This window comes from Fulvivirga sediminis (genome assembly GCF_016757215.1).
Lineage (GTDB): Bacteria > Bacteroidota > Bacteroidia > Cytophagales > Cyclobacteriaceae > Fulvivirga > Fulvivirga sediminis.
In genome coordinates this window covers 135129-148000 of record NZ_JAESIY010000002.1, presented here as the reverse complement: position 1 = coordinate 148000, position 12872 = coordinate 135129, and the positions used below count along the sequence as shown (strand labels likewise).

Genomic DNA, 12872 nt, shown 5'->3' with positions numbered 1-12872 from the left:
GTAGTTTGCATAATTTTGAGTTTTGACATGTGCAATTTAACGAGGTAGCTAAGAGGGCGTTCTATGAATACGATGAATAAAATTCTATCTTTATATGAAAATCATTAATACATATGGAGGTTCGTCATTTACGTCTGATCAAAGAGGTAGCAGAAAAGGGAAGTCTCACCAAGGCTAAAGAAAGCTTGTTTCTTTCTCAGTCAGCACTGAGCCATCAGCTGAAAGAGGTGGAGACTAAGCTTGGAGCACCATTGTTTCATAGGGTGAATAAGAAACTAGTGCTTACCGGTGCAGGCAAAATATTGCTGGAATCGGCTGAGCGTATCCTCAATGAGTTAGAGCAGGCTGAGTTGGCCGTAAAAAAATATGTAGGAGGAGACAAGGGTACTTTGAGAGTGGGTACAGAATGTTATACCACCTATCATTGGCTGCCAGGCTTAATGGTGGATTTTCAGAAGGAATTTCCTAATGTAGATATAGAAATATCTCCAGACCCTAACGGTGAGCGTACAGAACAGTTGCTTAACGGAAAGCTTGATTTGGCCATAGTGAGTGGAGAAGTGAATAATCCTAATTTAAAATTGACGGAGCTTTTTATGGATGAGCTATTAGCTTTAATGCCTAAAACTCATCCTTTTGCTAAGCAAAAGTATGTAGAGCCTCGTGATTTTGAAAATGAAAAGCTGATTATACATTCTTTACCTTTAGAATCAGTAACACTGTTTAGCAGAGTACTTATACCTGAAGATGTTCAGCCCAAAGGAGTAATACCTATTCAGGTTACGGAGGCTGCGATAGAAATGGTTAAGGCGGGCATGGGAATAAAAGTAGCTGCCAAATGGATTTTGGACCCTTACCTGCGAGATGAAAAACTTGTGGCCGTGCCTGTAACTAAAAAAGGCCTATTTAGAACCTGGTATGCAGCTACTTTAAAGCAAACAGAACAGCCTCAGTATATCGAAAATTTTATTGGGCACTTGAAGGGGCACTTAGTAGGTCTGTGTAACTAGACTTTCAACTTTTTATTTTATTAGTAATCTCCTCTATAATCTTTTCAGTAGAGTTAGTGCCATCTACAGTATAACCATTTTCTGGTGGCTCTAATATGGCAAATTGAGAGGACACTAAGCTTTTATTCATAAAATGATTTTTCCTGGCTTCTATTCTTTCTTGAATAATTTCTTGCGGTACTCTCAGGTAAATCCATTGGATAGGAAGCTCAGATTTAGACTGTAGCTTTTGTCTATAACTTTTTTTAAGAGCACTGCAAGCGAGTATTGCTCCTTCATTTTGCTGCCATTTTGCAATTTCTACTGATAAATTCTCTAACCATCCTTTTCGGTCTTCATCGGTTAGAGGGATACCCTCTGACATTTTAAGGATATTTTCTTGTGAATGGTATTGGTCTGCGTCATAGTAAGGGATGTTGATTTTTTCGCTTAATGCTTTTGCTATAGTTGACTTTCCGCTGGCCGTTACCCCCATAATTATGATTACCATACACAAATTTTTCTTAAATGATTAGTGGGGTTAAAGATAGGGAGTTAAATGTTTTTTTTAATCATGCTAAAGGTGTGATGAATGGATTTCTTAAAGTAGCACAATTCTTAACCATCGGCTTAAAGCTATAATAGTAATAACAGCTCATGTAGCGCCGATTATAAAATTCGCTACATGAGCCGTTTGAAATTATTCAGGTATTGAAAGTATTGCTCTGTTGGTACTTGGTCTTCTGTCTATAGAGGATGAGGGAAGCTTTTCGAAAGATAATTTTTTTAATGGCTGTGATATCCTGCCATTAGGATTTGAGCCTGTAATGAGTTCAATAGCTCTGCTCAACAATACTTCGTGAGTATCGCCAAGGTCTCTTATAGGGGAATCAAATTCCTTGATATAATTATCTCCTAATGGGGTAAAGCCGTCTTCAAAATCAGAATAGCCCTCACTATTTTCTAACCTGGCTATAATAGGTAGTAAACCATAATTGTTATTAGGATTTTCCTCATCTTGAATAGAAGTAGAGGCTACATTTTTACCAACTGTGGTTTCTCCTATGATGGTTATATCCATGTAAGGATCTAATCCGTTGATTATTAATTCACTAGCTGAGGCTGTGTGACCAGTTACTATAATGTATAAGTGATTAATTTGTTTACCTACATTATTGGCTTTATCTATAAAATTGGTTTTTAGTCGCTTAGATAATTCTGGGTCACTTTTATAATAACTTTGAAAAAGATCATTGTACATACTACGAAAAAATATCTTTTCGGAGTTGACGTCTGTGCCAATTAAGCTGCCCATGTTGATGGCTGAATTAACGCTGCCACCGCCATTATATCTTAGATCTAACACTAATTCATTAATTCCTTCAGATTGGAAGGAAGCTATGATGTCATCCATTTGGTTGTCATACTTATCATTAACACCCTCTGCAAAAAAGTTATATACGTAATAGCCTATTTTGCTATTGTTTATGGTGTATACCGTATCTAAGTAATTGGGATTCTCCTCTATTACTTTTACGGCTAAGTTTACCGTTCCTTTAGTTTCGTATAGTTCTGAAGCTCTATTATACCTGGAGTATGAAGCTGAGAAATTGCTATATACCTGAGGTACTATAGTCTCATAATTATCAATGGTGATAGCAGTGTTGTTAACTTTGGTAATAATGTCGCCTCTTTTTAGTCCAGCATCTTCAGCAGGAGAGTCTGGTTTTACATATAGAATCAACATTAGTACTTCATTACTTCCCGGGGATAAGCGTGAAAGTTGAAATTCAAAGCCAGCCTCATAAGTTACACCATTAAGTTGGTTAAGTAGTTCTTGATAGTTTGGGTGGATTACTGAAAAGCGGTCTCCATTATAAAGAAGGCTTTTGAAAAAATCTGATGGATCAGCTTGTATCTCTACATTGTTCTGGGAAGGCATGGAAGAGGTCCATAGATATATCTGATCCATTGTATTGTAAATCCAGCTATTAATTTCCTTGTTCTGATTATTTGAGCTATCATCATCATTACAGGAAGTGACGCTAAAGGCTATACATATAAGTATAATTAAAAGTGGAGAATGGAGTATATTATGTTTCATTCCTTTGAGATTTAAATATTTATAGTGTTAGATAGTTGAAGCTTGACCACAATATCGTGATTATTGAGATAATAAGAAAAGGCTGATTTTAATATACAGCCATATAATTAATATTGATAGTCACTTCTGTTACCTGATCCTTCTTTACTTCTACCGGTTCTATGTAGCCTTGTCCGTCAGTATTGTTAGCAAATAAACCTTTTTCTTCTTTAGTGAAAATGGAATATTTACCTGCGGGTAGAGATATCATGAATTCCCCGTCTTCATTGGATTGTACTTTAGCAGCTAGTTTGGTGCTTATGTTTTTATAAAAAGTGCCTTCGTGTTCTGTATCGTTAATTTTGGTAGCTTCATAAATGTGAATTTCTCTCTCTACAGGGCGATTAGTTCCACTCTTTTTGCCTGGGCCGGGCATTAAATTGCCTTCTGACCACGTAACGGTTCCTTTTATTCCTTGTTCCATGGTTTCGCTTTGTGTGCCTTTGCAGCTACATATAGTGTAGATAAGGCACAGTAATAATAAGTTGATGTTTTTCATAATTAGATATAAAACAAGAAATCCGGGCTGAAGTTCAGACCGGATTCCTAAGATAATTTATGAGAATTAGTTTGTTGGTTTACTCATTTATAACTTGAGGATTGCCTTTATATTTTATATCGCTGGCAAAATTTTCTTCTTTTCTTAATTTCTTTGTCACAAACACTCGCGCAGAAGAGGCGCCATGAGCTTCAATATCAGCTATTTCTGTTTCAAAATTCATCGCATCAAGTTGTGATGCTCCCTGCATTTCTACTGATAAATTTTGTCCTGTACCATCTATATTCAACTCTGAAGCGCCAGATAAGTCTACAGTTAATTCTCCAATATTTACATCAGAAAGTTTGGCAAATGAAGCACCGGATAAATCAATATCCATATTTTGCTCTGTAAAATCAGATAAATAAATTCTGCCCGCTGTTTCTGATTTTATAGATTGTAATGACGGTGTGTAAACGGTTATGCTAATATCATCTCTAAGGAAATCATTAATCTTAAGCTTAGAACCTCTATTGTAATCTATATACAATTTTTCTCCTTTTACATATATATCAATATTATCCCGGTATTTTCTATTAGCATTTATACCCACCTGAAAGCTGTCTGCTTTTACGATATGTACCACAAATGAATTAGAAACTTCCAGGGCGTTAAAAGATGGAAAAGTGTATAGCTGATCAAATTTGCCGTTTGAGCTTTCATGACGGCTTTCAGAGATTTCTTGGTCATGGCTTTCTTCTCTATTGACCTCTTCTTCTTTTTCTACTATTGGGCACTGAGCGCATTCCAGCGTGCCGTCTTCTGTATATTCAAGCTCAAAATTGTCATTATTATAAAGACTGTAACCTTCTACATAAGGAGTACTTCTTAGTATGTGGCGCATATCATCATCTAAAATGAATTTATGGTTATATGGTACATACAAGGTCATTGATAGCTCTTGAGCATGGAATGTGCTGTTTTCATTAAATTGAATATTTGAATCGAAGTATAGCACAGAGTCTTCTTGTCCTACATTATAGGTTACATCTTTAGAGTTTTCTATAGCTTCTTGTCTAGAGCGGCCACGGGCACTAAAATATTGATTGAGTTTATAGTTATCTCCATCATAGCCTTTTATGGTCAGTTGGGTGATGTCATAGTCATCAAGACCTACTTCTGTTAATTTAAGTACTGCAGTTTTCCCATGTATGTCAAAATGTTTTACTACTTCTCTATCTCCATGTTCTTTAAATTGAAAAGCTATATCAGTGATGTTGATCGATACCAAAATACTGCTTACAATAAATAAGGCTAATAAAGACCATCCTGTAGGTGCAGAGAAAATTATTCTTTTGGCGATAACAGAGGCACCTATTAATATTAATAGCAATGCCGGTATGGCTAATACAAAAAATGCTAATAGCGATGTGAAAGGAGGAACTAACTTTAAGAAGGCTTCTATAGGAAAGTCTATCCATACTCCCCAAGTATAAAAGCCAAGGCTTACTCCTAGCAATATAATAAAGCTAATAGCAAAAGAAGACCCTATAAGAATAAGCATTGTTCCTAGTGCGATCCTAACAAAATCAACTAAAAACATGAGGATAGGGCCTAATGTTCTTCCTATGCCGTTGAGTACTGCTGCGATTAATCTAAAGGGGAAGAGTAATATTTTTACAAATATATTTTCTTCATTTTCATCTACATTGAGGCTTTTTTTTATATTGGTTTCTATATTACTAAGGGTAACAGGATCACCCTCCATTTGCACTTTGTCTGTGATGGTTTTAGCTTCTGGAAGTATAATCCACATGATGAGATACACTAATACTCCCGAGCCAAATACAAAGGTAAAAATGATAAAAAGCAGTCTTATTACCGCTACATCTACACCAAAATAGGTAGCTACGCCAGATGAAACCCCACTGATGACTTTCCCATTAGGGTTCCGGAACATTTTTTTTATTGTCTGGTCCTCATCCAGTTCGGTGTTTTCTGGTAGCACTATCCATAAAATAACATAGGCAATCAAAAAGATGCCGTAACTACCAATCGATAATATGACGAGGAGTAATCTTACCCAAAGAGGGTCAATATGAAAATAATATCCAAGGCCTGCACATACACCGGCTATAATTTTTCTCTTGCTGTCTCTATAAAGTTTTTTGGTGCCAATGTCAGACCAGCTGCTTGTTTTTTCTTCACTATGCTGCTGCTGATAGCTATTACCACTATTATCATTCTCAGTATCTTCCACAGCCTGAAAGTCTTTAATGCTACCCATTGTAGCTATTAGGGAGTCTACGTCTTCGGCGGTTATTATTTGCTTTTCTTCATTAAGCTTAGCTAGAAATATTTCAGCTATTCTGCTTTCTATATCAGCTATGATCTCCTGGCTGCCATCAAAAGAAGAAAAGTACCTGTTAATGGAATCAAGATAATCACGCAATTGCTCATAAGCGTCTTCCTCTATGTGAAATATGATACCGCTTATATTTATGCTAATGTTCTTTTTCATGGGTTTGAGTTTTGATCTTGAGAAGTGCTGTTGTTGTTATCGTTGTCTTTTTCTTTTCTTGAAGTGATTAATTTCGTTGAATTCATCAATTCATGCCAAGTAGTATCTAAATTTTCAAGAAAAGACTGACCTTGCTCTGTGAGTGTGTAATATTTACGCGGAGGACCAGAGTTTGATTCTACCCACTTATATTCGACTAATCCTGCTTTCCTCAGGCGAGTAAGCAAGGGGTACAGCGTACCTTCTACAACCATGATCTTCGCAGTGGTGAGTTCATCTAGCATATCTGATGCATAGACTTCACCTCTGGAGATAATATGCAGGATACAGTATTCTAAAATACCTTTCCGCATCTGCACTTGCGTGTTTTCCAGATTCATAAATTATTATTTTGAGTTTTGACCTATACAATTATACGGCAAAGTACTATGTATGGCCAAGTACTAAGTAACAAATATTAGCTTGTTATATTGAATAATTGAAATATTTATTCGATATATTTGTTTTGTTATATTAAATTGCTTCTTTGCTCTAGAGAGTTTATAGATAAATGAGCAGAAACGCTGGTACATTAAGGGTAGTATTTATAAATTTAGGTCTTGTTCTATGGGTAAAGTGAATAGTTAAGGGATTTGATCATGAGGCTTTTTTTCTCCTTTATTTTAATTTTTTTATGTAGCGCAATTCATGAATTGTTAGCTCAAAGTACTCCTAAGTATAGTAATGAGTTTTTGTCTATTGGTGTGGGGGCCCGAGGTTTGGCCATGTCTAATGCTCAAACGGCAGTGGTTAATGATGTAACCTCCGGGTATTGGAATCCGGCAGGTTTATTAAGTATTAAAGATCAGTATGAGGTGTCTCTCATGCATGCGGAATATTTTGCAGGCATAGCTAAATATGATTATGCCGCTTTTGCTACTCAGATAGATTCTGTTAGTCATTTGGGTATTTCCATTATAAGGTTTGCGGTAGATGATATACCAGATACTCGTTTCTTATATGATGCTAATGGAGCTATTAACTATGATAATATTCAATTTTTTTCAGCGGCAGATTATGCTTTTCTATTTTCTTATGCTCGAAAGCTTTCACTTATTAAAGGGCTAAAAACAGGGGCTACCTTTAAGGTTATTCACCGTATTGCAGGTGAGTTTGCCACAGCGTGGGGGTTTGGGTTAGATGCGGGAGCCCAACTGGAACGCAAGAATTGGAAGTTCGGGTTAATGTTAAGAGATATTACTGGCACTTTTAATTCATGGTCTCATAATACCGAACTGGTGGTAGACGTGTATACTCAAACGGGTAACATAATTCCTGAAAATTCTACAGAAGTTACAGTTCCTAAGGCAATTCTAGGTGTTGGTAAGCAATTTTCAGTATTTAAGAATTTTGGGGTATTAGCTACGCTGGACCTTATCAGTACTTTTGATGGACAACGTAATACCGTGGTTAGTTCAGATTTAATTTCGGTAGATCCTGCGGTAGCAATGGAACTAGATTATAAAAAAGTGGCTTATTTAAGGCTAGGGATGGGTAACATACAGGAATTAACAGATTTCGATGGCTCTAACTATACTACCATGCAGGCTAACTTCGGTATCGGTGTTAAGATAAAAGAGATTTCCATTGATTATGCACTTACAGATATAGGAGATCAGTCTGAATCATTGTATTCACACGTGTTTTCACTAAAGGCCAGTTTAAATAAGAAATGAGAAGTAGAGTAATAATTATAGCACTAGTGGGGGTAATCACTGCCTTAAGTGGTCAGGCTCAGGAATATGGAAATGAGTGGATAGACTATAGCAAGCAGTACTATAAAATACCGGTGGCTCGTGAAGGGATGTACAGGATTACTTATGCCGATTTAGAGAGTGCTGGATTTCCGGTAGTGGCAGTGGATCCTAGGCGAATTCAGATTTTTCATAGGGGAGTAGAGCAGGCTATTAATATTCCTGGACAAGGAGATAGTAGGTTTGACCCCGGTGATTATATAGAGTTTTATGGCCAAAAGAATGATGGTACAATGGATCGGAAACTTTATAAGCCTGAAAATGCTCAACCACATAGCTTTTATAATATATACTCAGATACTACCGTTTATTATCTTACTTATAACATTATTCCTCCCTTAGCAGGTAAGAGGATGGATTCTTTCAAGGAAAATAACATTAATGGCCTGCCTGCTCAGACAGCACATAATGAAACTGTTCTTTCTTTAATGACTAATCAATATTCTGCTGGTCGTAGTTTCAATGTGGGTGATTATACCACCTATTCTTATTTTGACTATGGAGAGGGCTGGACAGGGAGAATGATACAGGAAGGTCAGCAACTTGATTATACTATTAGCGGCATCAGTAATGCCGTTCGTACGGCGGAAAATCCTCAGCTAGAAGTACTTTTAATGGGGCGAGACAATGTAAATCACCTGGTAGAAGTATTGGTGGGTCAAAATACGGCTAGCCTTAGGTCATTAGGTACAGCAACCTGGTCTGATTATACGGCGCATACTTTTCGATCTACTATTAGTTGGTCGGATATAAGTGCTTCAGGCAATCTTTCTGTTCGCATTAGAGACCTGGGAGTGAGTGGTGGAAATGATCGTATTAGTACTTCTTATCTCAACTTGGTCTATTCACAAAATTTCAACCTGGGTGGCGCTAATTCCAAAAAAATATATTTAAAGTCAGAGTCAGGAAACAGGTCTTATGTAGAGATGACCAATGTACCTGCTTCACCAAGCATCTATGATATCACAGATTCCGATAATGTAAGAAAAATTGGCTTTAATTCTTCAGGGTCGTCATTAAACACAATAGTAAATAATACGGCCTTAGACCGCCAGCTTTGGGTGAATGGTAATGATTATCTCACTCCTGTTTTGACCAAGATCGAATTTACAAATATTGATGCTTCTGCATATGACTATATCATTATCTCTAACAAACACCTTAGAAAGGAAGTAGATGGGACTTTAGATCCGGTCGAGGCTTATGCAGAATACCGGCGCTCTATAGAAGGAGGCTCTTACAAACCTTTGTTAGTAAATATGGATCAGCTCTATAATCAGTTCAATTATGGAGAAAAAAGTTCGCTAAGCATTTATCAGTTTATGCGCTATTTGGTGGAAAATGGTTCTCCTCGTTACCTGTTTTTAATAGGCAAAGGGTTAGATCCCTCTGTTAATTTTTTCAGAAACACTAATGGCTTTTATTCAGTGACCAAGCTAGGCGTGACCTATCAAATACGTGATTTAGTGCCATCTGCAGGAAATCCAGGCTCAGATGTTTTGTTTACAGCAGGCCTTGATGGTACTACTTATGAGCCAGCTGTGCCTGTAGGAAGGCTGCCTGCCGTAAATGCACAACAGGTTTTGAATTATCTTAACAAGGTTAAAGAGGCCGAAAGCTTACCCTTTGATGCTCTGTGGAGGAAAAAGCTGCTGCATTTAAGTGGAGGTGCAAGTGCCTCGCAGCTAACTATTTTCAGAAGATATACAGATAGTTTTGCCGCCGTGGCAGAACAAGATTATTTGGGAGGTGATGTAAAGACTATATCTAAGGAAAGAAGTAGCACGGTAGAGCTTATTAATGTGGCTGATGAGGTAAATGACGGGTTGAATTTGATAACCTTTTTTGGTCACTCTGCACCTTCTGTAACAGATATTGATATTGGTTTTGCTACTGATCCGGTATTAGGATACGATAACCCTGGTAAATACCCTATGTTTTTAATTAATGGGTGTAACGCAGGTCAATTTTTCAATGTTAATGTGCTCTTTGGAGAAGATTGGATTTTGGCAGATAATAGAGGAGCTATTGGTTTTGCAGCCAGCACGTCGTATGGTTTTGCTGATAGACTCAGGAAATATTCAGATACTTTTTATCAGACCGCTTATGGAGATTCTTTGTTTATTCATAAGCCTATTGGAGATGTAATGAAGGAAGTAGTAGCCAGATATATGAATAGCACGGCGGCGAACCCTACTAATATTACTCAGGCACAACAAATGGTTTACCTCGGAGATCCGGTTTTGACTTTATTTGGAGCTGATAAGTCGGATTTTGAGACTAATGACGATAATGTTTATGTAGAACCTTTTAATGAAGAGCCTGTTTCTGCTCAGGTAGATTCTTTTGCGCTTAAAATTATTGTAAGAAATTTTGGTGTTACCATTAATGATTCTCTTCGGGTGCACGTATCTCGCTCTTTTAGTGATAATACCACAGCCGAATATGACTCTGTATATGCCAGTGTTCATTTTCAGGACACCTTGGTGATGATAATTAATAATGAGGTAAATAATGCTGCAGGAAATAATCAGTTTCAAATAGATATTGATTATTTCAATGAAATAGATGAGCTGGATGAAACTAATAATTCGGCTACTCTTAATTTATACATTCCATTATTCGGAACTAAGAATTTATATCCGATCAATTATGCTATCGTAAATTCTCAGCCCGTGGAATTGCTGGTTCAGGCCAGCGATCTCTTGTCAGGCAGGCGAGATTATATTGTAGAAATAGATACGACCAATACTTTCAATAGCCCTTTTAAAAAACAACAGACCGTACAGGCTAAGTTATTGGCTAGCTGGAAAACTGACTTGCTGCCTAACGTGCCGGCTAATGATAGTGTGGTTTATTATTGGAGGTCAAAGTTTGCTATGCCAGAGGAGGGAGAAAGTACAGAATGGGTTAATAGTAGCTTCACTTATATTAATAATGGTCCTAATGGTTGGTCGCAAAGAGAATATCCACAGCTTGAGAATAACCTCTTAAGCGGATTAGAGCTTAACGACGGGGGACAAAGGATCGATTTTAAAACTAATACCTTAGATGTATTTGTAAGAACATTTGGTTCCAGTAATGGTAGTGGTATAGCGGATGTCTCTTTAATATTAAATGGTATAGAATATATAATTAATAACGGATACTATTGCCGAAATAATACGGTTAGTTTAGTGGCATTTGATAGAAATACTACACTTCCTTATCTGGGAGTAACTACAAACAGAGGTTGCGGAAGGCAGCCTCAGGTTATCAATAACTTCACTTTTAATGAGTTGGATATTGCTGATGATGGTTTGATGGAGTACATAGACAATGTAAATGTAGGTGACTCTGTGGTGATGTTCTCCATTGGTAATCCCAGGTTTGAATCCTGGTCACCTGCTGTAAGGTCTAAATTAGAGCAAATAGGAGCTTCAGCAGCCAGTCTGGCTACTTTGCAAAACGGAGAGCCAGTAATTTTGATAGGTAAAAAGGGGAGTCCTGCAGGTAGTGCTACTATGCTCAGAGCTTCTACTACTCCCAGAAATGAGGCGCAGCTTTTTACTAACCTTACTATTACAGGGATATTTTCATCAGGTAATATGACCAGTACAGCCGTAGGGCCTGCTTCTAATTGGCAAACGCTGGTTGCTTATGCGGAATCAGACGAAATACCGGTTACTGATAATAATTATTTGGAAGTATGGGGTGTAACCTCTAGTGGAGATGAAGTGATGCTCAAGGGTAACCTGCCTATGGGTAGTACGGATCTTTCAGATATTGATGCCACCCAGTATCCACAATTAAGGGTCAAGTTATATTCTGAAGATAATGATAATCTTACTGCTGCTCAGCTGGTGAAATGGGAGGTTTACTATACTGGAGTGCCTGAAGGTATACTCTTAATTCCTGATGAGGCGGCAAAAGACAAGGAGCTGTCAGAGGGTGAGGTTTTTGAAGCTGATTATGCCTTTAAAAACATATCATCATATACTTTTCCTGATTCTATATCGATAGAGTACTCACTGTTTAATAATTCTACCAGAACATCGGTCAAATATAATAAGAAGGTGCATGCTCCACAACCTGGAGATACATCACAATTTTCTATATCCATGCCTACTTTGGGTAGAGCAGGGGAGAATGATTATAACTTATTTGTTAATCGCTACCAAGTGCCAGAGCAGTATTATGATAATAATATTTTTGATAAGTCTAATTACTTGAAAGTAAAGGCAGACAATATAAATCCGCTGATTGATGTCGCTTTTGATGGGCAGTATATTCTGGATGGTGATATAGTAGCGCCAAGTCCATTGATATCTATTCGACTTAAAGACGAGAATCAATTTATTTTTAAGAATGATACTAGCAATATAAATGTCTTTTTACGTAAGCCTTGTGAGACCTGTGTGTTTACCAGAGTGCCTTTTTCTTCAGGTGAAGTGCATTGGTTTCCGGCAGATGAGTCTAATGAATTTAGAATAGAATATAAGCCAGAAAGTCTTGCGGATGGTGTTTATACTTTGCGTGTAGATGCTGAAGATGCCAGTGGTAATAGTTCGGGTACTGAGCCTTATCAGGTGAACTTTGAGGTAGTTAATGAATCTGCTATAACTAATTTTTATCCTTACCCTAATCCTTTTTCATCCAGTACAAGATTTGTTTTTACACTTACAGGTAGTGAGATTCCAGATCAGATCAAAATACAGATTATGACTGTTTCTGGTAAGGTGGTGAGAGAGATTTTTCAAGATGAATTAGGCCCTATTCATATAGGTAACAACATTTCCGATTTTGCTTGGGATGGACGTGATGAGTTCGGTGATCAGCTAGCAAATGGAGTCTATCTCTACAGAGTGATAGTAAGGCAGAATGGTCAGGGCATGGATCATCGAGAAACTTCAGCAGATAAGGCCTTTAAGCACGGCTTTGGTAAGCTATACATTTTAAGGTAGCAGAA

Annotated in this window: 8 protein-coding genes; 3 read left to right on the top strand and 5 right to left on the bottom strand. The window is 37.3% G+C overall.

Annotation, left to right across the window (positions count from 1 at the left end):
• Positions 1 to 113: 113 nt before the first annotated feature.
• Positions 114 to 1010: a LysR family transcriptional regulator gene (locus tag JL102_RS03990; protein ID WP_202242840.1), complete on the top strand. Its 897-nt coding sequence runs from the start codon at positions 114 to 116 to the stop codon at positions 1008 to 1010.
• 4 nt (positions 1011 to 1014) lie between these two features.
• On the opposite strand, the gene JL102_RS03985 is transcribed toward JL102_RS03990, so the two are convergent.
• The 5 genes from JL102_RS03985 to JL102_RS03965 form a co-directional block, all read right to left on the bottom strand.
• The gene (locus JL102_RS03985; RefSeq protein ID WP_202242838.1) at positions 1015 to 1500 is read right to left on the bottom strand and encodes a gluconokinase; all 486 of its coding nucleotides are present in this window, start codon (positions 1498 to 1500) and stop codon (positions 1015 to 1017) included.
• A 189-nt stretch (positions 1501 to 1689) separates the two neighbouring features.
• Entirely contained in the window at positions 1690 to 3093 is a 1404-nt protein-coding gene (locus JL102_RS03980) for a S41 family peptidase (RefSeq protein WP_202242836.1), read from the bottom strand.
• A gap of 88 nt (positions 3094 to 3181) precedes the next feature.
• The gene (locus tag JL102_RS03975) at positions 3182 to 3631 is read right to left on the bottom strand and encodes a carboxypeptidase regulatory-like domain-containing protein (protein ID WP_202242834.1); all 450 of its coding nucleotides are present in this window, start codon (positions 3629 to 3631) and stop codon (positions 3182 to 3184) included.
• 79 nt (positions 3632 to 3710) lie between these two features.
• The gene (locus JL102_RS03970; RefSeq protein WP_202242832.1) at positions 3711 to 6131 is read right to left on the bottom strand and encodes a PspC domain-containing protein; all 2421 of its coding nucleotides are present in this window, start codon (positions 6129 to 6131) and stop codon (positions 3711 to 3713) included.
• Complete coding sequence (locus tag JL102_RS03965) at positions 6128 to 6511, bottom strand: PadR family transcriptional regulator (protein ID WP_202242830.1); 384 nt, start codon at positions 6509 to 6511, stop codon at positions 6128 to 6130. Before JL102_RS03965 ends, JL102_RS03970 begins: the two co-directional genes overlap by 4 nt.
• 258 nt (positions 6512 to 6769) lie before the next feature.
• On the opposite strand from JL102_RS03965, the gene JL102_RS03960 reads away from it, so the two are divergent.
• Positions 6770 to 7846, top strand: a complete 1077-nt coding sequence (locus JL102_RS03960; RefSeq protein ID WP_202242828.1) for a putative type IX sorting system protein PorV2 — start codon at positions 6770 to 6772, stop codon at positions 7844 to 7846.
• Positions 7843 to 12867 carry a putative type IX secretion system sortase PorU2 gene (gene porU2, locus JL102_RS03955; RefSeq protein ID WP_202242826.1) on the top strand — a complete coding sequence of 1675 codons (5025 nt, stop codon included), beginning with the start codon at positions 7843 to 7845 and terminating at the stop codon, positions 12865 to 12867. Before JL102_RS03960 ends, porU2 begins: the two co-directional genes overlap by 4 nt.
• Positions 12868 to 12872: the final 5 nt, after the last annotated feature.

Coding starts and splice junctions, on each gene's coding strand:
- JL102_RS03990 (WP_202242840.1), top strand. CDS start 114: ATGGAGGTTCGTCATTTACGTCTGATCAAAGAGGTAGCAGAAAAGGGA.
- JL102_RS03985 (WP_202242838.1), bottom strand. CDS start 1,500: ATGGTAATCATAATTATGGGGGTAACGGCCAGCGGAAAGTCAACTATA.
- JL102_RS03980 (WP_202242836.1), bottom strand. CDS start 3,093: ATGAAACATAATATACTCCATTCTCCACTTTTAATTATACTTATATGT.
- JL102_RS03975 (WP_202242834.1), bottom strand. CDS start 3,631: ATGAAAAACATCAACTTATTATTACTGTGCCTTATCTACACTATATGT.
- JL102_RS03970 (WP_202242832.1), bottom strand. CDS start 6,131: ATGAAAAAGAACATTAGCATAAATATAAGCGGTATCATATTTCACATA.
- JL102_RS03965 (WP_202242830.1), bottom strand. CDS start 6,511: ATGAATCTGGAAAACACGCAAGTGCAGATGCGGAAAGGTATTTTAGAA.
- JL102_RS03960 (WP_202242828.1), top strand. CDS start 6,770: ATGAGGCTTTTTTTCTCCTTTATTTTAATTTTTTTATGTAGCGCAATT.
- porU2 (WP_202242826.1), top strand. CDS start 7,843: ATGAGAAGTAGAGTAATAATTATAGCACTAGTGGGGGTAATCACTGCC.